We start from the raw sequence: 23,290 nt of genomic DNA, 5'->3' as shown, positions 1-23,290 counted from the left end.
CACTGGAGCGAACGCCCTGCGATCAGTATAGGAGTCCGCATTCATTATTCAAGTGAATAATTAAAGCGAGTGTATCACGCTCAACAAGGTTCCGACCTGGCCGTCCAAGGCGAACTGCTGGATGCCTTGGCTAAGCTTACCCTCGATGAAGGTCGATGCAGCCGCCGAGCCGCTCAAGTGTTCCCGCACTTTATCGACCATCAAGGCGCGATCCTCGTCGGACCTCTGCGACAAGTTCAGTCCTACGGAAAAACGGAACAGAACGTCCCACGCGCTGGCGGCGTCCTCAAGCGTGACGCCACAGAAATGCCAAAAGTCCAAGGCCGCCGCCGCGCCGCTGGCATATTCCGCGGCGGCATTGTGGCTGGGCCTGGCGAAGTCGTTGCGCCGCCATTGCGCACGGCGTCCCGCGTTGACAAACTCCTTTGCCAAGCCCCGCAGACGGCCACCGTGCCGCTGGAGCGCTTCGCCAAGTTGTTGCTCAAGCAATTGCAAGCCCACCCAGTCCATCCAGCCCTCATGGAACATATCCGAATAACCGGCTTCGCTCGAATCGAGACTGAGCCCGCAGCAGCCATGCACGAAACACTCGTGAAACAGGATATACAAGCAGGCGTAATAGTCCGCCAGCACCACGTCCGGCACGTAGAAGTGGAGCTCGATAGCGCGCACCGTGCGCCCGGGCGTTTCCCGGGTCCTGCCCGTGACCGCCAGATCGAGCGCGCTGTTGCGCACGTTCAGGTGGGCGGTGTTCAGCTCCAGCAGCCAAGTGCAATTATTGCTCGCGTAGCGCGCACAAAGTTGCCTGCAAAAGCCAACGACAAAGTCGAACAACTCCCTCAGCAAGACGAAGCAGGTGCCGGCGTGTTCAATATTGCGCGAATTGGCCATGCGCGCGGCGTCCGCGGCGCTGCATTTTATGGAGGCGTGGCAATGCGCGCATGGTTGCGACAGAAAATTTTTCCCAACAGACTGCACAAGACCTTGATTCGTCGCGGAAAGGCCGGCAATGGCGTGATTGGCGCTGAAAACGGTATGGATTTTCGCCAGGAACTCATCCAACGCCGGCACGCCAACGCAGGAGGCGACCGTGGAGGCGTCAATGCTGCGCTCCACGCCTTTCAGAATAGCGCGCGCCGTTGGATCAAGATACAGCGAGGCAAGCGCGTTTCCCTGGGCAAGTTCCGTCTCTATCCATTTGAACCGCGCCATCAGCGCGGCAAAATGAGGCCAGGCAAGGTGCGAGCTCACGACCGTCGCCCTCCCGCTCAGTCGGAATCGCCGTCGGCCTGTTCAGGCGACTCTTTTTTCGGCTTGGCCTTGGCAACAATCGCGTCAACGCCAAACTTGGCGACCAAGATCGGCAGCAACACTTTCTTCCACAGATCGGTCGCCACCGTCGCCGCCAGGCCCGAGCCGCTCACGGCAATAATGAGTTCGACCAGGGAGCTGTCGACCCCCGCGGCGGATTTCTTGACACTAAGAACTTGGCCAAAGGTTCCGGGCAGCGCGGCCGTATCGATACCCGCTTCGACGGCCCGTTGCGCCGCATCGCTGGCAGGCTCCTTCAAGCTCGAATAGGCTTGCTCCAGCTCCAGCTGAATGGCGCTGAAAGGAACTTGCGCGTTTGTTAATTCATACGTCAATTGTTCGCTCGACATGCCGCGCCCTCACGTGAATGGTTAATTATTCATGTTTGCACAAATCACAGCAATATTCAATTTCTGTTTGCACCGCGCCATGCTGCCGGGGTGGAAAATGTGAGGATGGCGCCTACGCCGGCGGGGAAATAGAAAAAGGGACTAGATTTTGCAATCTAGTCCCCGATATTCTGGTGCGGCTGGCAGGAATTGAACCCACGACCCCTTGGTTCGTAGCCAAGTACTCTATCCAACTGAGCTACAGCCGCGAAAGGCCGGATTATAGCAGGGGATCGGCGAATGGCCAAGGGCGCCGGGCGCATTTCCCGCCCGGCCCGCGTTCCTTGGCTCAGGTCGGGTGCGCCAGCAGCGCCGCGCGGGCGCCTTCCTCGGCCAAGCTGGCGGCCAGCGCGGCGAAGGCTTGCGCGGCCGCGCCCTGGTAGGCGCCCTTGCGCGTGAGCAGCGCCACCACGCGCGGCGCCGGCGCCGGCTCCAGTGGCACCAGTCGAAACCCGAGGCGGCGTACGCCTGAGCCGTCGTCACCTTGGTGCACGAGCGGTTCGGCGATGGCATCATCAGCGCCATCAACTTCAAGCTCGACATGCGGAAGGTCGTGGACCCGGACGGCGGCCTGCGCGCCGCCGCCACCTTCGACGGCAAGTACCTGCCGGCCCAACCCTTCTCGATGTAAGGCGCGCGCAATACGCGCCGGGGCCGCACCGCATTGTTGCGGCGCAGCCCTTTTTCCCCGTCGTCCAGGCATTTATTTCGACCACAGTTGATTTATCTCAGGCCGACGGTGGATAGTCGGCGCCGCACCGGCGTCCTCAGCCACACTTGCCATTGTTTAATCGTCATGTAAAAACCGCGCCGTCCGGCCGCCATCCCACCCATCGAAAGGCACACCATGCTGCAATCACAGTTCTCCCCACTGCCGCGCCAGGCCCTGAGCGCGGCGATCGTCGACGCGAAGGCGCAAAGGAATTTGTCGTGGGACGAACTGGCCCGCGACACCGGGCTGAGCACCGTGTTCGTGACGGCCGCCCTGCTCGGCCAGCACCCCTTGCCGGCCGTTGCCGCGCGCAGCGTCGCCGAGCGGCTGGGACTGGCGCCGGAGGCGGCGGCGCTGTTGCAGGCGGTGCCGATGCGCGGCAGCATCCCCGGCGGCGTGCCGAGCGACCCCACTATTTATCGTTTCCATGAAATGATGCAGGTCTACGGCAGCACGCTGAAGGCGCTGGTGCACGAGCAATTCGGCGACGGCATCATCAGCGCCATCGACTTCAAGATAGAGCTGAAGAAAGTCCAGGACGCGGACGGCAGTTACCGCGCGGTCATCGTGCTTGACGGTAAATTCCTGCCGTACAAACCGTTTTAAAACGGCAAGCGGGATGGCGGGGGCGCCGGCGCCGTGAAGGCCCGGCGCCGGGACGCGCTTAGTTCAGCTTTGAACGCGAGCGCGCGTAGCCGAAGTACAGCACCAGGCCGATGGCCAGCCAGACGCCGAACGCCAGCCAGGTGGTGGCCTGCAGGTAGCTCATCAGTGTGACGCAGAAACCCACCGCCAGCAGCGGCACCGCCGGCACGCCCGGGCAACGGAACGCCCGCGGCAGGTCGGGACGGGTGCGGCGCAGGATCAGCACGGCAATCGACACCAGGGTGAAGGCCGCCAGCGTGCCGATGTTGATCAACTCGGTGAGCACGTTCAGCGGCACCACCGCCGCCACCAGGCCGAACAGGATGCCGACCACCCAGGTGGCGAAATACGGCGTGCCGTGCTTCGGATGCAGCGTCGACAGCCGCTGCGGCAGCAAGCCGTCGCGCGACATGGCGAAGATGATGCGCGTCTGGCCGTACAGCATCACCAGGATCACGGTGGTCATGCCGAGGATCGCGCCCAGGTCGACAAAGCCGGCCACCCAGTTCTCGCCGGCGTATTGCAGCGCCAGCGAGACCGGATGGTCGACGCCGAGAAACTTCTGGTACGGCACGATGCCGGTCATGATCGCCGACACCACCACATATAGCACGGTGCACACCGCCAGCGAACCGAGGATGCCGATGGGCAGGTTGCGCTCCGGCCGCTTGACCTCCTCCGCCGCCGACGTGACGGCGTCGAAGCCGATGAAGGCGAAGAACACCAACGCCGCCGCGCCGAACACGCCGTCGTGGCCGTAGGGCATGAAGGGTTGCCAGTTGGCCGGCTGCACATGGCGCGCGCCGACGGCGATGAACAGCAGCACCACGGCGACCTTGATCACCACCATGATGTTGTTGAGGCGGGCCGACTCGCGCATGCCCAGCGATAGCATGCCGGTGAGCCCCAGCATGATCAGCAGCGCCGGCAGGTTGAACCAGGTGGCGACCCCGGGCAAGGCGCCCGGCGCGGCCGTCAGCACCGTCGGCAGGCCCAGGCCGAAGCCGGAAATGAGCGACTGGAAGTAACCCGACCAGCCCACCGCGACGGCGGACGAGGCCAGGCCGTACTCAAGCATCAGGTCCCAGCCTATCATCCAGGCGACCAGCTCGCCCAGCGTGGCGTAGCAATAGGTGTAGATGGAACCGGCCACCGGCACCGACGAGGCGAACTCGGCGTAGCACAGCGCGGCGAAACCGCAAGCCATCGCCGCGATGACGAACGAGAGCGGCAGCGCCGGCCCGGCCGTCAGCGCGCCGGTGCCGGTCAGCACGAAAATGCCGGTGCCGACGATGGCGCCGATGCCCATCAAAATCAGGTCGAACGGCCCCAGCACGCGCTGCAAACCGCCCGGCCGGCGGCTGGCCGCCACCATCGCATCGAGGTCTTTGGTTCTAAAAATACTCACTTCTGTCTCCTATCATTGTTGGCTTGAGGGGACACCTGCACCAGGCAGTGTCGCCGCCGCGCCAACTGACTGCAATTTTCGTTCTTTCCGCGGGAAATATGATTCACTTTATTACGCTGTTTCACCGATACCTTCGAATATAATTAACTTAAATTGAATAAATGATACCAACTGGAGTTTACGCATGACCGACCTGGACGCCGTCGACCGCGCCATCCTGCAAATCCTGCAAAAGGATGGCCGCCTCTCCAACGCCGAGATCGCCGCCCGCGTCGCCTTGTCGCCGCCGGCCTGCTGGAAGCGCCTGAAGCGCCTGGAGGAGCACGTCATCCTCGGCTACCACGCGGCGCTGGACCAGCGCGCGCTGGGACTGGGCTTGTTCGCCTTCATCAACATCACGCTCGACGACCATTCGGAGAAGGCCATGCGCGGCTTCGAGGCGGGCGTGCTGGCGCTGCCCAGCGTCGTCGCCTGCCACAACGTTTCGGGCAAATACGACTATCTGTTGCAGGTGGTCGTCAAGGACATGGAAGCGTTCCACGAGTTGTCGATGCAACGCATCCGCAACCTCGCCAACGTCAAAGAGATGTACACCGGCTTTTCGCTCAAGGAAATCAAGCGCTCGACCAACCTACCCCTGTAACAAGGCGGCGCCGACGCCGGCGCGCTCCAGCAGGGACTGGTTGCGCTGCGACAGGTGCGTCACGCGCACCCGCTTGCCCGCCTTGCCGTAGCGCTCGCATAGGCTTTCCAGCGCCGCGATGGCGGAGTGGTCGGCCAGGTGCAGGTAGCGGCAATCGAGCACCACGCAAACCGGATCGGTCTGCGGCCGGAACAGCTCCTGGAAGTGCGTGGTCGACGCGAAAAACAGGGTGCCGTGCGGCGTGTAGATTTTTTCGCCGGCCTGGTTCTCGGCGATGTCGGCGCGGATCTCGCGCGCGTGCTGCCAGGCGAAATTGAGGGCGGCGATGACGATGCCGCACAACACCGCCGTGGCCAGGTCGGTCAACACGGTAGTCACGGTGACGGCGACGATGACCAGCGCCATCGAGCCGGCCGCGCCGGAGATCATCGCGGGACGGCCGCCGAACAGCGCGGTGATGGTGCAAATGAAGACGGCGCCGTACAGGCCCATCAACGGATTCACCTGCGCGACCAGGGCAAAGGCGATGCATTCGGGCACCAGGGCGAAGGACGCGGTCAGGCCGGCCAGAAAGTTTTGTCGGGCGTTCGAGAACCACTGTTCCGGAAATTCAAATTCATGGATGATGATCGCAGTTGGATGGCGCAAGGCCGGAAGGGGCCGCTCTTTTACAGCATCGACGCCGATGGTAACTTTATCGGTTGGGCACACGCGAACGATTTACCTTGGGTATGGCATGCCAGATCGCCCTCACCTCTTTGCCATTCTGAGCGTAAAACCTTTTCCCGAAGACGAGAAAAGGCGGCTTGACCGGGCTATCCAGGCGCCGCTCGACATCGGCCGCCCCGTCGACTTCCGGATACACCAGATATGGCGCCAGCTCCTTGCTATAGGCCACGCCAATGGCGCCGGCCATCTTGCCCGACTGTAGTGCCGCCAGGCAGCTCGGCCACGGCAGCGCCACCGCGTCGAACCCGGCGCCGGTTTGCGCGCCCATCTCGGCAAGCGTCGCAAGCCAGCGCCGCACGTCCGCCGGCGCTGGCGCGTCGCGGGCGGCTTGCGCGGCATAGCACAGCTTGATCACCGGCGAGAGCATGGCCAGGTCGATCCAGCCGTCGTCGACCCTCAGTTCCGCCACCGCCTGTTTCAAGAACGCATGCAGGGCCGGCGAGCGCGCCGGCACCAGAACGCTGCGCTCGTAGGTGGCGGTGCGGGGCCGTTTGGCCAAATGCAATCGACTCTGGTCGATCAGCGGGTCGGACTTGAGCGCCGTCAGCGTCGACTTGTCGACCACCGCAAAATCGAGTTGCCGCTCCGCCAGCATCATGCGCAGGGCGTTGCCGACATGGGGGACTTCCACCCGAACGATGTCTTTGCTGGCAATGAGACTTTGCAAATCGGGAAATTGATGACCGGCCGGCGCGGCGAAGCGCTTGCCCCGCAGCGATTCCGGGCCGTTATACTCAAGCGGCGCGGACATCGGCGAGACGATCAACGAGGTGTCCTCCATCAGCGGCCCGGTCCACAAATAGCGCGTGCGCTCGAGATCGTTGAAAAAACGCGGGTGTACCCAAGGCACCGCGATCAGCAACTGATCTGTTTCCAACAGCAGTTCCAGGCGCTTGCGCGGCACCAGAAGCGACTCGAACTGGTAGCGGCCGTGTGACATCCCGGTGAGCTTATTGGCGAGCACCGCGTTGATCCCCTTGCCACGGTCGCCGGGGTAGTACCACGGGCCTTCCGGATAGTAGGTCGCAAGCAGCACTTTTTCGGCTGCGAAACATTGCGCGGAAAACAGCAGAGGCACCATTAGCAAATATTTGAGCATCATGCTTTCCTGTTTCCGCCGCTCCACTTCGACCGTGCTGATTATAAGGGGATACGCGCCCCTTGCGCGCCCATCTTGGACGCAAAGCAACACCGCTCAGGTCCGTCCGCCGAAACACGCCCCCGCCCCTTTCTTTTTGGACTCTCGCACGCATATGCGATGATGAGATATCACCCGCTCGAAGATCGGGCCGGTGCCGCAGGCGCTGACCACCGACGCGTTCGAGACGGTCTGGGCCACGGTATCGTTCAGCCGCGGCCTGTTCGGCCTGGCGCCCGACCCGGCCTTTATCGAGAAGCTGCTGCGCGACTTGTCGCTGTGGGACAAGCGCGCAGCGAAGATCATGGAATTGTCGGGCGGCATGAAGCGCCGCGTCATGATCGCCAAGGCCCTGTCGCACCCACCCGCGATCCTGTTCCTCGACGAAGCCACCGCCGGCGTCGACGTGGCGCTGCGGCGCGACATGTGGGCGCTGGTGCGCGGCCTGCGCGACAGTGGCGTCACCCTCATCTTGACCACCCACTATATCGACGAGGCCGAGGAGATGGCCGACCGCATCGGCGTCATCAGCAAGGGCGAGCTGGCGCTCGTCGAGGAAAAGGCCGTGCTAAATCACGCTCGGCTTTTTCTTCCTCTGCCTGGGCGTCGTCGCGTGGATCTTCAACACCGGGTACCGCCTCAAAAGCTAAGCGCACGGCACTGCAGATACAGACGAAAAAAAAGGCCCGGAGATCGCTCTCTGAACCTTTTTCCCGACGAATTTTGGTGCGGCTGGCAGGAATTGAACCCACGACCCCTTGGTTCGTAGCCAAGTACTCTATCCAACTGAGCTACAGCCGCAAAAACAGCACTATAACATACTCATCCCGCTCACTCCCCTTTGACAGCGGGCTTGGCAACCGAGACTTACTACTCTGACCGGCAAAAAAAAAGACCAGAGATCGCTCTCTGGATCTTTTTCTTACGAATTCTGGTGCGGCTGGCAGGAATTGAACCCACGACCCCTTGGTTCGTAGCCAAGTACTCTATCCAACTGAGCTACAGCCGCAAAAACCACATTACAACAAACCCATCTCACTACTGTTACTGCTTTGAACAGCGGAACCAGATCTGAAGATCTGAAGATCTGAACCCTGACATTCTGGTGCGGCTGGCAGGAATTGAACCCACGACCCCTTGGTTCGTAGCCAAGTACTCTATCCAACTGAGCTACAGCCGCGAAAGCAAGATTATAGCGTATGCAGCGCGTTCTGAAAAGTTCGATTTTTTCAAACCGTCGACCTGGTTTCGCCAAAACAGCCTGCGAAACCACATCCTTTCCAATCCGAAAAGCCCGCGCTTTTCGTTCCTCGTCAACACGCTTTTGACGGCGTCCCCACTTGAAACCGGAGAGCTTGCCCCCGAAAGAAGCAGGATTATAGGGACTAGCCCGCGCCCTGTCTAGTGCCAATGGAAAACATTCCCCCCGACATCGCCGGCCTCATTCCAGACCGTATTCGGCGGCCGCCTTGGCCGCCCACACCGCCGCGTCGCGCGACGGGAACGGCTCGTCGTAACTGTCGAGCGCACCGTCGGCGCCAACGAAGTGGGTCCACCAGCCGCCGGCGTCGGCAACGATGGCGATGTCGCCGGCGCCGCACTGCCCGGCAATCGCCTCGCCCTCGTCCAGCATAACGATGCGCACTTTCCTGTGTTTGATAATGGTGGCCATCTATTCCCCGTGCGGCAAGGTGAGTCGGTGCTGCATGATGCCAAACTCGCCCCCCGAAGGCAACCGCGCTGACCGTCATTCACGCCATTGATTACCCTCATCATCAAGTTGAATTGGATTTTCATGCTGCAATGCCGCATCATGCACTTGTCTCCTCTATTCTCCCCCAAGAAAATAAATTTAGCCCGCTCTCATCAGCGGGCTTTTTTTTGCCCGCGCGCTGGGCCCGCCCCGCCCTCTGCGCCACCGCCCGCGCCTGTTGCGCCGCCGCCGGCGCGAAAAGTGTTGGTTTTCGTCACCTTTATTGTTTGTGCGGCATTGCCGGCCGGCTGAGAACTGTTTAGTGTACGATTCACCATTATTTCCTTGAACGAAACGACACGGTATGCAATTCGACAGTATTGACGCTGCGGCCCCGGCCTCGTTCGCGTGGTCCAAAACCGTCCTGGGCGAGCCGGCGCAGTGGCCGCACAGCCTGCGCCTGTGCGTGGACATTTTACTGAACTCGCCGCTGGCGTCGGTGCTGATGTGGGGGCCGGAACAGGTGATGGTGTATAACGACGCCTACGTCGCCCTGCTCGGCTCGAAGCACATGGCGGCGCCCGGCGGCAAGGTGCCGGCCATGCTGCCGGTCGAGTGGAGCTGGAACGGCGCCGCGCTGGAGTCGGCCTGGGCCGGCAAGGCCGGATGCTACCGCGGCGAAACGCTGCAGGTGTGGCGCGACGGCAACGCCAGCGCGCAGTTGTTGGACCTGTACTACACGCCCATCCGCGACGAGCTGGGCCAAGTGCGCGGCGTGTTGTGCGCGATCGCGCCCGGCACCGCGCCCGCCCGGGCCGCGGCGGCGCAGGCGCGGCCGCTGCGCGTGCTGGTGGTGGAAGACAACCTGGACGCCCAATTCCTGGTGTGCGAAATGCTGATGGCCTTCGGCCACCAGGTTCAGGCCGTCGGCACCGGCGAGGAAGCCGCCGGGCTGCTCGCCGCCGACGTCTTCGACGTCTTGTTTACCGACGTCAGCCTGCCCGGCATCTCCGGCGTCGACCTGGCCCGCCAGGCGCTGCGCGAGCGGCCCGGCCTGCAGATCATTTTCGCCTCCGGCTTCGGCGACACGCTGACCAAACATGTCGAGTTCGCCGCCACCGCGCTGCAAAAACCGTATGACATGGAGCACCTGAAGACGGCGCTGGAACGCATCGGCCAGCAGTTGGCCGGCCGCCATTAAGGTCGCACACGGCGCGGCCAATGGTGTGAATCAATTTTGCCGTAAAGCGCTACAATGAACCGGTAGGCGGACTCCGCACCTTGCGCGGCCGCCGCGACGAACAAAGACGGCTTTGATTGACAATCATGATCCCTCCCACAAAGCCCACCAGCCCCCGCCGGCGCCAGCCGACGGCGACCCGCGCCGCGCCCGCCGCGGCCGGCAACCTTTCGCGGGGCGGCTGATGGCAAAACACGACCACGACGAGGACCTGCGTTTGCGCGCGGCCGCGGCGCCGCGCGCCAACATGCGGCTGGCGCCCCAGCCCGACGGCGAGGCGGCCGGACTCCGGGAAGAGCTGCGCCTGGCCAACGAGCGCATGAGCAACCTGCTCGAGAGCATCACCGACGGTTTGCTGGTACTCGACCGCGGCTGGCGCATCACGTACATCAACGCCCGCGCCGAGGACATGCTGCGCCCGTCCGGCAACGGCCGCGACCACCTGACCGGCAACACGCTGTGGCAGGCCCTGCCCGAATTGCGCGGCACGGTGGTGGAGGCGCAATACCGGCGCGCCCTGGAATGCCAGGAAAGCGTCGGCTTCGAACTGTATTACCTGCCGCTCAAGCGCTGGCTCGACGTGCGCGCCTACCCGTCCAGTGACGGCCTGACCAGCTACCTGCAAGACATCACCCAGCGCAAGGCCGACGAACTGGCGCTGCGCGAGGGCGCCGTCCGACTGCAGGTGGCGTTGGCGGCGGGCAAGCTGGGCGACTGGAGCTGGGACGCCGCCAGCGACCTGATCACGCTGGGCCGGCGCGCCGCCGAGATGTTCGACCTGCCGGCCAACACGCCGGTGACCTGGCCGGTGCTGCGCGAACGCATTGCCGGGGCCGACCGCAAGGCGGTCGCGAGCGCCTTCACGGACGCGGCGGCCAGCTGCGGCGCCTACGCCATCGAATGCCGCGTCCTGAGCGGCAGTGGCGCCCAGCGCTGGATTTCGATTGTCGGCCAGGGCAATTTCGGCGACGACGACGCCCTGCTCGGCATGACCGGCATGGTGCGCGACGTTACACTGAGCAAGCAGGCCGACGACGCCCTGCGCCAGAGCGAGGAGCAATTGCGCGCGCTGGCCAACTCGATCCCGCAACTGGCCTGGATCGCCCATTTCGACGGCGCCGTCACCTGGTTCAACGAGCGCTGGTACGAGTACACCGGCAGCAGCCCCGGGCAGACCGCCGGCGACGGCTGGCAGGCGGCCTGCGATCCGGCCAGCCTGCCGCCAATGCTCAATCTCTGGGAGCAGTCGCTGCGCAGCGGCACGCCGTTCGAGATGGAGTTCCCGATCCGCGGCGCGGACGGCCAGTTCCGCTGGTTCCTGACGCGCGCCAACCCGATCCGCGACAGCGCCGGGCGACTGCTGCGCTGGTTCGGCACCAGCACCGACGTCGACCAGGTGAAGCGGGTGCAGGAGGCGCTGCGCGACGAAAGCAACATCCTCGAACTGCTCAACAGCACCGGCAGCGCGCTGGCCAGCACGCTCGACCTGAAGACGCTGCTGCAACAGGTCACCGACGCCGCCACCCGCATCAGCGGCGCGCGCTTCGGCGCCTTCTTTTACAACGGCACCGACGCCAACGGCGCCGCGCTGACGCAGTACACGCTGTCGGGCGCCGGCGCCGAGGCGCTGCGCCGCTTCCCGCCGTCGCGCGCCGCCGCGCTGTTCGACCCGACCCTGCGCGGCGAGGGCGCGATCCGCGCCGACGACCTGCAAGGCGACGCGCGCTACGGCCAAGACGAATTGCACTGGGCGGTGCCGGACGGCCACCCGGCCGTGCGCAGCTACCTGGCGGTGCCGGTGGTGTCGCGCTCCGGCCAGGTGCTCGGCGGCCTGTTCTTCGGCCACCCCGAAGCGGCCGTCTTCACCGCCCGCACCGAGCGCATCGTCGGCGGCATCGCCGCCCAGGCCGCGGTGGCCATCGACAACACCCGCCTGTACGAGGCGGCCCAGCGCGCCGCCGAGGAGCGCAAGGTGCTGCTCGACAGCGAGCGCTACGCCCGTACCGAGGCCGAGCGCAGCAACCAGATGAAGGACGAATTCCTGGCCACGCTGTCGCACGAGCTGCGCACGCCGCTGTCGGCGATCCTCGGTTGGGCGCAGGTGTTGCGGCGCGGCACGCGCGACCAGGCCGACCTGCACCGCGGCCTGCAAAGCATCGAGCGCAACGCCCGCGCCCAGGCCCAGTTGATCGAGGACTTGCTCGACATGAGCCGCATCACCTCCGGCAAGGTGCTACTGGAGATGCAGACGATCTTGCCGGCGACCATCATCGACGCCGCCATCGAGGCGCTGCGCCCGGCCGCCGAGGCCAAGAACATCCGCCTGCTGAGCCACGTCGGGGCCGGCGTCGGCGCCATCGCCGGCGACCCGAGCCGGCTGCAACAGGTAATCTGGAACCTGCTGTCGAACGCGCTGAAGTTCACGCCGAAGGACGGCGAAGTGGACATCCGGGTGCGGCAAAGCGATTCCTACGCCGACATCACCATACGCGACAGCGGCATCGGCATCCGCCCCGAGTTCCTGCCGCACGTGTTCGAGCGCTTCCGCCAGGGCGACGCCTCGACCACGCGCAAGCACGGCGGCCTGGGGCTGGGCCTAGCCATCGTCAAGCATCTGGTCGAGCAACACGGCGGCAGCGTCAGCGCCGCCAGTCCCGGCGAGGGCCTGGGCGCCAGCTTCAGCGTGCAACTGCCGCTGGCCACGACGTCGGCGCCGGCGCGCCCCGCCGCGCGCAGCTACATGGCGGCGGCGCCGGCGCCGGAGCCGGAGCCGCGCGACCTACCCCTGCCCGACCTGTCGCGCCTGAAGGTGCTGGTGGTCGACGACGAAGCCGACGCGCGCGAGCTGATAGAGCGCATCCTGAGCGACTGCAACGCCATGGTATTCAAGGCCGCCGACGCGGCCCAGGCGCTGCAATTGCTGCTCAACGAGCGCCCGGACGTGCTGGTGAGCGACATCGGCATGCCCGACGTCGACGGTTTCGACCTGCTCGGCCTGGTGCGCGCGCTCGGCCAGGAACGTGGCGGCGCGCTGCCGGCGGTGGCGCTGACGGCCTTCGCCAGGCCGGAAGACCGCCAGCGCGCCATCGACGCCGGTTTCCAGGCGCATGTGGCCAAGCCGGTCGAGCCGTCGCAACTGCTCGACACCGTGGCCGGACTGTGCGGACGCGGCCTGCGCTGAACGCAGCGGACGAATGGTGTACGTATTGAGCGACGGGTCCGGCGGACTCGACCTATAATGAAAAGTAATATTGATAAGCGCCATCGTGGCCGGCCGCGATCGAGGTTAAGATTGCAAAAATGGCAGCTTGACCTTCCTACTTGAAGACGCGGCACTGTCCTACAAGCAACTTAGCTGATCTTTGTTACACTATATGCAGGCGGCACAGTGTGCCAACTATTACCGGAGCAATCAAGACAATGGCAGAGATCCGGCCTGCAAGACGTGTCCCTTGCATGACAGCGAGGGGCTACCATTGTTTCAAACGCTATCAGCCAGCGTCGTTTTCCCAGCACTGACGAGACCACTATGCCCAGCCAAGAAGAAATTTTGAAAGCCAAGATTCTGGTGGTCGACGACTCGCCCGACAACATCGACCTGATGCTGGAAATCCTGCGCGACGCCGGCTACACCAACGTCACCGCCACCATGAAGCCGGGCCAGGTGTGCCCGTTGCACCGCGAGCATTGCTACGACCTGATCCTGCTCGACCTGCAAATGCCGGAGCTGAACGGCTTCCAGGTAATGAAGGGCTTGAAGGAAATCGAACAAGGCGGATACCTGCCGGTGCTGGCCCTGACGGCGCAGCCCAGTTTCAAGATCGCCGCGCTGGAAGCCGGCGCCCGGGACTTCATCAGCAAACCCTTCGACCTGCTGGAAGTGCACAAGCGCATCCACAACATGCTCGAGGTGCGCCTGCTCTACAAGGAACTGGCGCAATACAGCAAACAGCAGCAGGAACTGGCGCTGCACGACCCGCTGACGGGGTTGCCGAACCGGCGCCTGCTGGAAGACCGCATCTCCACCTCGCTGCAACACGCCGAGCGCAACCAGGGCCGCGCCGCCGTCATGTACCTCGACCTGGACGGCTTCAAGGCCATCAACGACACCTACGGCCACGCCTACGGCGACGAGATCCTGAAAATGGTGGCCAAGCGCCTGGTTGGTTCGTCGCGCAAGGAAGACACGGTGGCGCGCATCGGCGGCGACGAGTTCGTTATCGTGCTCGGTTCGCTGTCGGGCCTGGGCGACGCCAGCGAACCGGCCTCTAAGCTCGTCGAAATCGTCTCCGAACCTTACTTCATCAACGACTTGACGCTGAAATTGTCGACCAGCATAGGCATCAGCGTCTACCCAGACGACGCCGACAACGTCGAGGCGCTGATCAACATGGCCGACAGTGCGCTGTACGAAGCCAAACGGGCCGGCAAGAACCGCTTTTGCTGCACCCCGCCGGGCGCCGGAGCGGGCCCGAAGAACGTGCCGAGCGCGGTGCCGTCGGTCGCCTGAGGATGGCCCAAGCGCGACGTGCTGGCTTTGCGCCAACATTGTCGGGTTACGCGCGCGCTGCGCGCTAACCCGGCCCGCCCATACCTCCCTGTCAGGCCTTGGCGCCGGCCTCGCGCGCCGCCGCCTCTTCCGGCGTCTCTTGCTGGCCGGCGCGCTGGTGGTCGGTATGCGCGTCCACCTTGTCCGGCGCCACTTCAATGCGGGTGATGCCGGCGTCGACGGAAATCGGGTCGCTGGCCGGGAAGGTCATTTCAACGGCCTCGTCGAGCAATTCCTCCTTGGCCTTCTCCTCCGCCGTCAAGGTTTCCTCGTCGGCCAGCGTCACCAGCGCGGCGGCCCACTTCACGAAGTTCAAATTGGCCAGGTCGCGCACGGTGTTGATGCCAAACGCGTGGTGCAGCATCTTGGCGTCGGCGGCGCTGACGCCTTTGATCGCGCTGACGGGCGCGCCGGCGATGTCGCGGAAACTCTTACCGATGTACTGGTGGTCGACGATGGTGGCGATATTCATAATGCGTCCTTTCACTTCAATCCAATGGGGGCGGCTGCCGCACCGCGCAGCCCGCACACACAATATGGCACGCGCGCCGCGGCGCGTATGTGCGCAATCGAACACAATGGCGCCACCGCCGCTGCCCCTTGTGCGCCGTCCCGCGTCCGGAAATTGATATAGACGCACGCCAACGCATCAGCGCTTTTGACATTGGCAAACGCTATTGATATGATGGGCCGGCTTCTTTAAAGCAATTTTCCTTGCGCAAGCGGGGATGCATAGGCAGGCGAATTGTCGGGGTGCCGGCGGCTTACGCGCCGCCCCGCTTCCAGCAACAAATCCGGGATGCGTTCCGCACATTCGCAGTACAGAGACCACGTGCTTAAAATCGACAAGCCCAAAATTCTGGTGGTCAACGACGACGCCAACAGCCTGTTCGCCCTCACCAGCTTGCTGGCGCAGTGGGCCGAGCAGGAACATTACGAAGTCATGGCGGCGCGTTCGGGCGAGGAAGGCCTGCGCCAGGTGCTGCTGCACGACTTCGCGGTGATCCTGCTCGACGTCAACATGCCCGGCATGGACGGTTTTGAAACGGCCGAGGCGATCCACCAGCGGGCGCGCTCGGCGAACATCCCGATTATTTTCGTGACGGCCTTCCTGGCCGATGAAATCGACCGTTTAAAAGCCTACCAGAAAGGCGCCGTCGACTTCCTGTTTACGCCGGTGATTCCGCAGATCCTGTACGCCAAGGTCTCGGTGTTCGTCGCGCTGGCCAGCAAGAACGAACAACTGCGCCAGCAGGCCCAAAAACTGAGCCAGCGCAGCACCGAGCTGATCGCCACCAACAAGCGCCTGACCCGCGAAATCGAGGAACGCCAGGCGGCCGAGCAGCAAAACCACGCCAAGGACGAATTCCTCGCCATGCTGGGACACGAGCTGCGCAATCCGCTCAGCGCCATCAGCAGCGCCGCCGCCCTCATCGGCCTGCCCGGCGTCTCGGTTGACGGCGTGGCCCGCGCCCGCACCATCATCATGCGCCAGAGCCGTCACCTGGGTCGCATCGTCGACGACCTGCTCGACCTGAGCCGGGCCATGTCGGGCAAGATCCTGCTGAGCCGGCAGGCGCTCGACCTGGCGGCGCTGGTGGCGAGCTGCGTCGACACCTTCCGCGCCACCGGCCGCCTGGCCCAGTACACGCTGGCGCTGGAGGCGGCGCCGGGCTGGATTGACGGCGACGCCACCCGCATCGAACAAATCGTCAGCAACCTGGTCGACAACGCGTTGAAATACACCGCGCCCGGCGGCAACGTCGCCGTGACGCTGGGCGCAGAGGGCCGCGAACTGGTGCTGACGGTACGCGATTCCGGCGTCGGCATACCGGCCGAACTGCTGCCGCACGTGTTCGACGTCTTCGTCCAAGGCACCAGTACCATCGACCGCGCCCAGGGCGGGCTGGGCATCGGCCTGGCGCTGGTGCGCCGCCTGACCGAACTGCACGGCGGCAGCGTCGGCGCCCGCAGCGACGGCCCGGGCCGCGGCAGTACCTTCACGATCCGCCTGCCGGCCGTGGCGCGGCCGCAGGCGCAAACCGCGGCGGCCGCCGTCGCCGGCGACGACGCGCTCGACCTGCCGAGCATTTTGCTCATCGAGGACAACGAGGACGGCCGGGAGGTCATGGCGATGATGCTATCCTGCCACGGTTACCCGGTGCGCCACGCCGCCGACGGCCTGCTCGGCCTGCAGGCGGCGGCCGAATTCCTGCCCGAGCTGGCGCTGGTCGACATCGGCCTGCCCGGCATCGACGGCTACGAAGTGGCGCGGCGCCTGCGCGCCGACCCGCGCACGCGCGACATGAAACTAATCGCGCTGACCGGCTACGGCCTGGCCGAGGACAAGCGCCGCGTGCTCGAGGCCGGCTTCGACCTGCATCTGGTGAAACCGGTCGACATCGACCACTTGCTCAGCGCCATACAGGGTTGCGTCCACGCCGGCGCCACGCCATAGCGCGCCGGCCGTCGCGCCCGGCGATTTTTCTGATCCAGCGCCGCTAATCTGCGATAATCATTACCACAAAGCACGACCATTCTTCCACTCACCAGGGGAAAGCAGTATGCGTGCGAAATCGGCCAGCACCACCATCGTCGACGCCTACCGCGCCGCCTTGTTCCTCGGGCAAACGCTGGCCGAAGTCGATCCCGAAATCGTCTTCCTGTTTGTCACCGTCCACTACCACAACTGGGACGAATTCATGGACGGGCTGCGCGACGGCCTGGACAACCCGGCGGTGCGCGTCATCGGCGCCAGCGGCGACGGCGTCCACGAACTGGGCCACAGCGGCGACATCGGCGCCGCCGCCGTCGCCCTGAACTCAGGCGGCAAGGTGCGCTGGCACGTCGAAACGGGCGAGCGCGTCGGCGCCGACCCCGAGGGTGCGGTGCGGCGCGCGCTGGCCAAGCTGGCGGCGCGCCTGGAGGGGCGCGCGCCGGCCTTTTATTTCCTGTTGTCCGACTTCAACACCGACGCCAGCCGCATTGAAACCGTGATCCGCGACGAGGTCGCCGTGCCGGTGGTGGGCGGCATGGCCGCCGACGACAACGACAAGATGGAGTACTGCTGCCTGTTTGCCGACGGCGCCCTGGCGCCGGACTCGGTGGTCATGCTGGCCGTTGACGGCCCGCTGGCGTTTCAAATCCATGTGGGCAACACCATCGCGGCGGTCGGCGCCCCCGGCAGGATCGACGAGGCGGCCGGCAAATTGCTCAGCCGCATAGCCGGGGTCGACGCGGCCCGCTTCGTCGAACGCGAAACCGGCAAGCCCTTCCTGCGCTCGGACCAGGGCGCCATCACGCTGACGATCCTGGACGGCGGCCGCGGCGGAGAACGCAAGCTGCGCAGCATCGCCCAAAACTCGCGCGCCGAAAACGGCGCCCTCACCTTGCACGGCGGCATAGAACCCGGCGAGACGGTGCAGGTTTGCCTGGCCAACCCGGCGCAACTGGTGGCCGAGGTGCACGCCATCGCCACCGCCGCGGCCGCCACCGGCTTCGCGCCGTCGGCCGCGCTCGTGGTCAGCTGCGCCGGGCGCAAACTGCTGCTCGGCGGCGACACCGCTTTCGAGGTCCAGGCCGTCGCCGAACGCTTCCCCGGCCTGCCCATCGCCGGCTTCCCCTCGTTCGGCGAAATCGGCCCGCTGTTTCACGAAGGAAAATATACCCGCAACCTGCTCCACAATATGACGTATGTCCTCCTCTTGCTAGGCAACGCCGATGGCCCTTAGCACGGTCGCTTTGCTGACGACGCTGGAACTGGTGCCGGCCGGCTTCACGCGCCTGGCGCCGAGCAAGCGCGACCTGCTGTCCAGGCCGGTCGTGCTACTGGTCGACGACCTCGCGGCCGTGCGCGCCCTGCTGCCCGATTACGCCCAGCGTTTGCAGGGCGTCGTCATGACCGTTGGCGCGCCGGCGCAGCTGGAACAACTGTCGGCCAGCCTGTGGCACATAACGGTCGAACCGGCCAGCGTGGATTTCGTCGGCGTGCTGGCGCCCGGCTGGCTGGCCGCCATCGCCGGCGCCGACGACGCCAGACAAAAGCTGTTCGCCGCCGAGTCCAGAAGCGAGCGCACGGCGCGGCAATTGCAGGTGACCCGGCGCGACTACAACGACCTGACCACCCGACTGCTGGCCCAGGTGCGCGACCTGACCGCCACCGAAAACGAGTTGAGCAAGCTGAACCAATACCTGGAGTCGCGCGTGCTGGAGCGCACCACCGATTTGGCGCAGGCCAACAGCAACCTGTCGCGCGCGCTCGACGACTTGAAAGTGACCCAGAAGGAGCTGGTGCGCACCGCCCAGTTGGCCGGGCTGGGCTCGCTGGTGGCCGGCATCGCCCACGAGCTCAACACGCCAATCGGCAACGCCCTGACGGTCGCCACCTCACTGGCGCACGAGGCGCGCCAGTTGAAGACTCGGCACGCCGGGGGCCAGCTCAGACGCAGCATGCTGGACCAGTATTTGCTGGACGCCGAACATATCGGCGAAATTTTGGAGCGCAACCTGTTGCGCGCCGCCGACATCATCGGCCACTTCAAGCAGATCGCCATCGACGGCGTCAGCGAGCAGCGGCGCCGCTTCAACCTGAGCGAACTGGTGGCGGACACCATGTCGGTGCTGGCGCCGCAGCTGCGCAATTCGCCCTATCGCCTGGCGCTGGAGGTAGCGCCGTCGATTGACATGGAAAGCTATCCGCGCGCCATCAGCCAGGTGTTGACCAACTTCATCAACAACGCGCTGATGCACGGCTTCGAAGGGCGCGCCGAGGGGCTCATGACGCTGCGCGCCGCCGGCGACGACGTCGACGGCGTCACGTTGTCGTTCAGCGACGACGGCAACGGCATCGACCCGGACAAGGTCGGCCATATCTTCGAACCCTTCTTCACCACCAAATTCGGCCGGGGCGGCTCCGGCCTCGGGCTGTACATCAGCTACAACCAGGTGCACCAATTACTCGGCGGAAAGGTCGACGTCAGCACGGCGCCCGGCCGCGGCACCTGTTTTACGCTGACGCTGCCGCGCGTGGCGCCGGCGCGCAACGGCCCGGCGCCGGGCGGCGACCGCGAAGCGGACCCGGACTAGGCCGAGCGCCACGACGCGGCGCACGCCCGCGGTGCGCCAAACTTTTCCCACCTCATGTATTATCCGGAGGTAAATACACTTCCACTTTCACGGCCACCTATGTCCGCACAGCCCAAACAACAAGCATTTGCCGAATCGTCACAGGTGGACGCGCTGCGTGCGGCCGACCTGAGCGAATTGCTCGGCCACGTCAACACCAGTTGGGACAACGAACGGCGCAACCTGTCGCGCCAGTTGCACGACAGCCTGGGATCGTCGCTGACGGCGCTGACCATGCACCTGTCGCTGCTGACGCAACAAATGCCGCAGGAGCGCCCGCTGCTCGACCGCGCCGCGCAGATGAAACAACTGCTGCTGAACATCATCGAAACCAACCGCCAGATGCAGATGAAGTTGTGGAACGACAAACTGGAGTTCCTGGGCGTCAACGTGGCGTTGAGCGAACTGGCGGCGCAGTTTGGCGAACAGCACCAGATCGCCGTGCGCTGCAGCCTGCCGGAAGAGGAATTGTCCTGTCCGCGCGGCCACGGCGTTGCCATGCTACGCACGCTCGAAGAAGCGCTGAGCAACATCGTCGCGCACGCCCGGGCCAGCGAAGTCGACATCATCGTCGACGACAACGACGAAGCCTTGATGCTGACGGTAAAGGACAATGGCATCGGCCTGCAGGACGGCCCGGCGACGCAACTGAGCAAACACGGCCTGCGCGCGGTGCGCGAGCGCGTGCAATACCTGGGCGGCTCGCTGGTGCTGGCCGCCAGCCAGGGCAGCGGCACCGTCCTGACGGTCACGCTGCCGAAATTGGCGCAGTAATTGCGCTGGGTTGGCGTGTCGTAGGTCGGATGAGCGGAACGCGCCGCTCCAGGCTAATATCGTCGGGTTACGCCCGATGGGCTAACCCGACCCACGAAAATCGCGCTAATGCAGCTTGACCAGCGGCGTGGTGCGCTTGATTAAAAAGCGCGCCACCGCCAGCACGCCGGTGCGCACCGTACCCAGCACCGCCTGGTGGTGCAGCAGGTGCAGGCTGACGTACATCATGCGGGCGAAAAAACCCTCGACGAACCAGCTCAGGCCCTTCAAGGAACCCATCAACGTACCAACCGAGGTGCTGTGTCCAAACGACACCAGCGAACCGTAATCGTGGTAAACATACGGCTTTGCCTGAGCCGGCTTGCCGGCCTTCTGGCGCAAGAACGTTTCGAGCAGATAATCGGCCTGCTGGTGGGCGGCCTGGGCGCGCGGCGGCACCAGCTTGCCCTCGGCGCCGACGCAGGCGGCGCAATCGCCCAGCGCGTAAATATTCGGGAATCCATTGACGCTGAGCATGCCATTGACTTCGATCTGGCCGGCGCGGTTGGTCGGCAGGCCGAGGCCGCTTAAAAAATCCGGCGCCTTGATACCGGCCGCCCACACGCAAATGTTGGCGCGGTATTCGGTGCCACCTGCGACGCTGACCTTGCCGGCGTCGATGGCCGTCACGCGCGTGTCGGTCGCGACGGTGATGCCGCGCTCGTTGAGCAGTTTCACGGCCGCCGCCGAGACGCGCTCCGGCAGCGGCGCCAAGATGCGCGGCGCCCCTTCCAACAGTGTAATGCGGACATCCTTGACTGCATGCAGGCGGCGGAAACCGTAGCTGGCGTAGACACTGCTGGCCTCGCGCAATTCGGCGGCCAGCTCGACGCCGGTGGCGCCGCCGCCGATGATGACGATATCGACGCTGGCGTCGGCCTCGGTTTCCTTGCGCAACTCGGCCATAGCCAGCAGTTTCAGCAATTTCAAGCGGAAGCGTTCGGCGTCTTCGGTCGCGTTGAGCGAAATGGTGTGTTCTTGGGCGCCCGGCACGCCGAAGTAATTCGACGTACTGCCGACGGCCAGCACCAGCGATTCATAGCCAATGCTGCGCGCCGGCATGACCTCTTCGTTCGCCTCGGTGGCGATGGCGCCGACGGCCAGCGTGCTCGCGCCGGCGTCCAGCGCCGTCAAGGCGCCGTAGACGTAGGTAAAGCCGTTATCGTGGGCCAGCATCTGGTATGACAGCCCCTCTTGATGAATGTCGAGGGTGCCGGCGGCAACCTCGTGCAGGGAAGGCTTCCAAATATGGTACAGGCGGCTGTCGACCAGCATCACCTGGCTGGGACCGAGCTTGCGCCCCAACTTGCAAGCCAGCTCCAGACCGCCCGCCCCGCCACCTACGATTACGATTTTGCTATGCAAACAACCTCCGCTATGGTGTGTTCAGACCGGCGTGGTTGGCACCCGGTCTCGCTTAGTCGTGGCCCCTGCCATGGCCGTTGCCATGACCGTTGCCGTTGCCATGACCCTTGTCGTGCTTATCGTGCTTGTCGTGCTTGTCACGACGATCGTCGCGATCGTCACGATCGTTGTGGTCACGCCCGCCGCGTCCGCCGTTATCGCCGTGCTCTTGGCGATAGCGTGGCGCGTACTCATTGTTATACCAGCCATCCTGCACGAAATACACTTGCTGGCCGCAAGCATTATACGCGCGGCAGTGCTTCGACCACTTCTTGGCATGGCCCGGCGGCACGCGCAGATAAATCGGCGCGCGCTCGACGTACCGCACCGGGCGCTCGATGATCAGCGGCTGGGCGTAGATCACCGGCGGCGGCGCAATCTGGCCAATGTCGATGCGGCCATAGAAATTCGGCTGACCGATATTGATCGATACACCAACGTCGGTCGCCATGGCGGCGGACGACATCACCAGCAGGCTCGCGGCAAAAAGAAGGGTTTTCATGATGGCTCTTTCATCTAGTAAAAACGTCCTGCGCCAAACGTCGCGGCAAGACTGGGTGGCTGGGGCGGTTGCCCTTGACTGCCTAACCGCAATTCTACTATCCCATGCGCAACCCCTCTGTTCGGTAAAGCACATAAGCAATTGGCCGCCGCGCCGCAAAGCTAGCGCGCGACCTCAATGTCGGTGACGGTGATGGCGCCATCGACTTTCTGGGCAACGAAGCTGACCTTGTCGCCGGGCTTGACGCGCTCCAGCATGCCCGGGTCGGCGGCCCGGAACACCATCGTCATCGGCGGCATGCCCAGATTCTTCAGCTCGCCGTGTCGTATCGTCATCTTGCCGGCCTCCTTGTCGACCTTGCGCACTTCGCCTTCGCTGCGCGGCGTTGCCGCTTCGGCCGCGGGCGTGTTAGCGGCACCGGCCGCGGCCGCGACGCCGAACGCCAGCGCGGCGCCCAATACCAATTGCCGCATCATGGTTTTCATCATTTTGCGCTCACCCTGATCTTGCCAATCATGCCGGCCTCAAAATGCCCGGGCGCCAGGCAAGCGAAGTTGAACTCGCCCGCCTTGGTAAATTGCCAGACCATCTGCTGCTGCCCGCCCGGTTTGACGTGGGCCATATAGGGATCGTCATGTTCCATGCCCGGATGCTCGCGCATCATCGCGCCGTGCGCCTTGAGCTGCGCCATCGAGCCGAGCACCATTTCATGCAGCGCCCCGCCCTTGTTGCTGACGACAAAGCGTATTGTTTCACCCTGGCGTACCGTCAAGTTCGACGGCGTGAAGCGCATCGCGTCGCTCATGTCGATCTTGATCTCGCGCGTCACCTTGGCGGGGTCGCCCTGCCTGCCGAAATCGTGCTCGTCGGGCGAAATCGTCGCCGCCTCCTTGTGCGCGGCGCCCTCGTGGGCCAGCACGGCCGGCGCGGCGGCGGCGCAAACCGCCGCGAGAACGATGCTGATCAGATTAAGCTGTTTCATGGAATATT

General features: G+C 64.5%; 21 protein-coding genes, 4 tRNA genes and 2 pseudogenes. 11 read left to right on the top strand and 16 right to left on the bottom strand.

Annotated elements, in window-relative coordinates:
* Positions 1-60: 60 nt before the first annotated feature.
* The 4 genes from ACFDR9_RS06120 to ACFDR9_RS06105 all read right to left on the bottom strand — a co-directional run bounded on the left by ACFDR9_RS06120 (position 61) and on the right by ACFDR9_RS06105 (position 2,193).
* Entirely contained in the window at positions 61-1,251 is a 1,191-nt protein-coding gene (locus ACFDR9_RS06120) for a hypothetical protein (protein ID WP_409030400.1), read from the bottom strand.
* A gap of 17 nt (positions 1,252-1,268) precedes the next feature.
* Positions 1,269-1,661: a hypothetical protein gene (locus ACFDR9_RS06115; RefSeq protein ID WP_017876063.1), complete on the bottom strand. Its 393-nt coding sequence runs from the start codon at positions 1,659-1,661 to the stop codon at positions 1,269-1,271.
* Positions 1,662-1,832: 171 nt separating this feature from the next.
* Positions 1,833-1,909 (bottom strand) — tRNA-Arg (locus tag ACFDR9_RS06110).
* An 80-nt stretch (positions 1,910-1,989) separates the two neighbouring features.
* The gene (locus ACFDR9_RS06105; protein ID WP_409030408.1) at positions 1,990-2,193 is read right to left on the bottom strand and encodes a hypothetical protein; all 204 of its coding nucleotides are present in this window, start codon (positions 2,191-2,193) and stop codon (positions 1,990-1,992) included.
* Here ACFDR9_RS06105 and ACFDR9_RS06100 point away from each other — a divergent pair.
* Together ACFDR9_RS06100 and cynS are read left to right on the top strand one after the other, a co-directional pair.
* Positions 2,185-2,331: pseudogene (locus ACFDR9_RS06100) on the top strand (cyanate hydratase); the annotation flags it as partial. The gene ACFDR9_RS06105 and the pseudogene ACFDR9_RS06100 overlap by 9 nt on opposite strands.
* A 216-nt stretch (positions 2,332-2,547) precedes the next feature.
* Entirely contained in the window at positions 2,548-3,018 is a 471-nt protein-coding gene (gene cynS / locus ACFDR9_RS06095; RefSeq protein WP_409030399.1) for a cyanase, read from the top strand.
* A gap of 58 nt (positions 3,019-3,076) precedes the next feature.
* On the opposite strand, the gene ACFDR9_RS06090 is transcribed toward cynS, so the two are convergent.
* Complete coding sequence (locus ACFDR9_RS06090; RefSeq protein WP_409030398.1) at positions 3,077-4,465, bottom strand: amino acid permease; 1,389 nt, start codon at positions 4,463-4,465, stop codon at positions 3,077-3,079.
* A gap of 184 nt (positions 4,466-4,649) precedes the next feature.
* On the opposite strand from ACFDR9_RS06090, the gene ACFDR9_RS06085 reads away from it, so the two are divergent.
* Positions 4,650-5,108 (top strand): Lrp/AsnC family transcriptional regulator, encoded by a 459-nt coding sequence (locus tag ACFDR9_RS06085; RefSeq protein WP_017876068.1) that lies wholly within the window; start codon positions 4,650-4,652, stop codon positions 5,106-5,108.
* On the opposite strand, the gene ACFDR9_RS06080 is transcribed toward ACFDR9_RS06085, so the two are convergent.
* Entirely contained in the window at positions 5,097-5,756 is a 660-nt protein-coding gene (locus tag ACFDR9_RS06080; RefSeq protein WP_409030397.1) for a SulP family inorganic anion transporter, read from the bottom strand. The two genes, ACFDR9_RS06085 and ACFDR9_RS06080, sit on opposite strands and share 12 nt — an antisense overlap.
* A 46-nt stretch (positions 5,757-5,802) precedes the next feature.
* Positions 5,803-6,939, bottom strand: coding sequence for a hypothetical protein (locus ACFDR9_RS06075; RefSeq protein WP_409030396.1), 1,137 nt, complete (start codon positions 6,937-6,939; stop codon positions 5,803-5,805).
* Positions 6,940-7,111: 172 nt separating this feature from the next.
* Here ACFDR9_RS06075 and ACFDR9_RS06070 point away from each other — a divergent pair.
* A pseudogene (locus tag ACFDR9_RS06070) lies at positions 7,112-7,546 on the top strand (ATP-binding cassette domain-containing protein); the annotation flags it as partial.
* A gap of 153 nt (positions 7,547-7,699) precedes the next feature.
* Here the strand turns inward: ACFDR9_RS06070 and ACFDR9_RS06065 are convergent.
* The 4 genes from ACFDR9_RS06065 to ACFDR9_RS06050 form a co-directional block, all read right to left on the bottom strand.
* Positions 7,700-7,776, bottom strand: a tRNA-Arg gene (locus ACFDR9_RS06065).
* A gap of 131 nt (positions 7,777-7,907) precedes the next feature.
* Positions 7,908-7,984 (bottom strand) — tRNA-Arg (locus ACFDR9_RS06060).
* A 94-nt stretch (positions 7,985-8,078) separates the two neighbouring features.
* Positions 8,079-8,155, bottom strand: a tRNA-Arg gene (locus ACFDR9_RS06055).
* A 261-nt stretch (positions 8,156-8,416) separates the two neighbouring features.
* The gene (locus ACFDR9_RS06050) at positions 8,417-8,647 is read right to left on the bottom strand and encodes a hypothetical protein (RefSeq protein WP_017876071.1); all 231 of its coding nucleotides are present in this window, start codon (positions 8,645-8,647) and stop codon (positions 8,417-8,419) included.
* Positions 8,648-9,032: 385 nt separating this feature from the next.
* On the opposite strand from ACFDR9_RS06050, the gene ACFDR9_RS06045 reads away from it, so the two are divergent.
* The 3 genes from ACFDR9_RS06045 (at position 9,033) to ACFDR9_RS06035 (ending at position 14,418) form a co-directional block, all read left to right on the top strand.
* Complete coding sequence (locus tag ACFDR9_RS06045) at positions 9,033-9,869, top strand: response regulator (RefSeq protein ID WP_017876072.1); 837 nt, start codon at positions 9,033-9,035, stop codon at positions 9,867-9,869.
* A 223-nt stretch (positions 9,870-10,092) separates the two neighbouring features.
* Positions 10,093-13,089, top strand: coding sequence for an ATP-binding protein (locus tag ACFDR9_RS06040; protein WP_409030395.1), 2,997 nt, complete (start codon positions 10,093-10,095; stop codon positions 13,087-13,089).
* A 348-nt stretch (positions 13,090-13,437) separates the two neighbouring features.
* On the top strand, positions 13,438-14,418 hold the full coding sequence (locus ACFDR9_RS06035) for a diguanylate cyclase domain-containing protein (RefSeq protein WP_409030394.1): 981 nt from the start codon (positions 13,438-13,440) through the stop codon (positions 14,416-14,418).
* 91 nt (positions 14,419-14,509) lie between these two features.
* On the opposite strand, the gene ACFDR9_RS06030 is transcribed toward ACFDR9_RS06035, so the two are convergent.
* Complete coding sequence (locus ACFDR9_RS06030; protein WP_409030393.1) at positions 14,510-14,929, bottom strand: hypothetical protein; 420 nt, start codon at positions 14,927-14,929, stop codon at positions 14,510-14,512.
* Positions 14,930-15,289: 360 nt separating this feature from the next.
* On the opposite strand from ACFDR9_RS06030, the gene ACFDR9_RS06025 reads away from it, so the two are divergent.
* From ACFDR9_RS06025 to ACFDR9_RS06010, 4 genes are all read left to right on the top strand, one after another.
* Positions 15,290-16,915 (top strand): response regulator, encoded by a 1,626-nt coding sequence (locus ACFDR9_RS06025; RefSeq protein WP_409030392.1) that lies wholly within the window; start codon positions 15,290-15,292, stop codon positions 16,913-16,915.
* Positions 16,916-17,021: 106 nt separating this feature from the next.
* Positions 17,022-18,188, top strand: coding sequence for an FIST signal transduction protein (locus tag ACFDR9_RS06020; RefSeq protein ID WP_409030391.1), 1,167 nt, complete (start codon positions 17,022-17,024; stop codon positions 18,186-18,188).
* Entirely contained in the window at positions 18,178-19,542 is a 1,365-nt protein-coding gene (locus tag ACFDR9_RS06015; protein ID WP_409030390.1) for a sensor histidine kinase, read from the top strand. The genes ACFDR9_RS06020 and ACFDR9_RS06015 overlap by 11 nt, the downstream gene beginning before the upstream one ends.
* 144 nt (positions 19,543-19,686) lie before the next feature.
* Positions 19,687-20,355: a sensor histidine kinase gene (locus ACFDR9_RS06010; RefSeq protein ID WP_017876079.1), complete on the top strand. Its 669-nt coding sequence runs from the start codon at positions 19,687-19,689 to the stop codon at positions 20,353-20,355.
* A gap of 105 nt (positions 20,356-20,460) precedes the next feature.
* On the opposite strand, the gene ACFDR9_RS06005 is transcribed toward ACFDR9_RS06010, so the two are convergent.
* From ACFDR9_RS06005 to ACFDR9_RS05990, 4 genes are all read right to left on the bottom strand, one after another.
* The gene (locus ACFDR9_RS06005; RefSeq protein ID WP_026132736.1) at positions 20,461-21,759 is read right to left on the bottom strand and encodes an NAD(P)/FAD-dependent oxidoreductase; all 1,299 of its coding nucleotides are present in this window, start codon (positions 21,757-21,759) and stop codon (positions 20,461-20,463) included.
* Positions 21,760-21,811: 52 nt separating this feature from the next.
* A complete protein-coding gene (locus tag ACFDR9_RS06000) occupies positions 21,812-22,300 on the bottom strand; it encodes a hypothetical protein (protein ID WP_409030389.1) in 489 nt (162 codons plus the stop codon).
* A gap of 161 nt (positions 22,301-22,461) precedes the next feature.
* A complete protein-coding gene (locus ACFDR9_RS05995) occupies positions 22,462-22,788 on the bottom strand; it encodes a copper-binding protein (RefSeq protein WP_409030388.1) in 327 nt (108 codons plus the stop codon).
* A complete protein-coding gene (locus ACFDR9_RS05990; protein WP_409030387.1) occupies positions 22,785-23,282 on the bottom strand; it encodes a plastocyanin/azurin family copper-binding protein in 498 nt (165 codons plus the stop codon). Before ACFDR9_RS05990 ends, ACFDR9_RS05995 begins: the two co-directional genes overlap by 4 nt.
* Positions 23,283-23,290 lie beyond the last annotated feature (8 nt).

The organism is Janthinobacterium sp. CG_23.3 (assembly GCF_046115965.1).
GTDB lineage: Bacteria > Pseudomonadota > Gammaproteobacteria > Burkholderiales > Burkholderiaceae_D > Janthinobacterium.
This window is presented reverse-complemented; position numbering and strand designations above follow the sequence as displayed.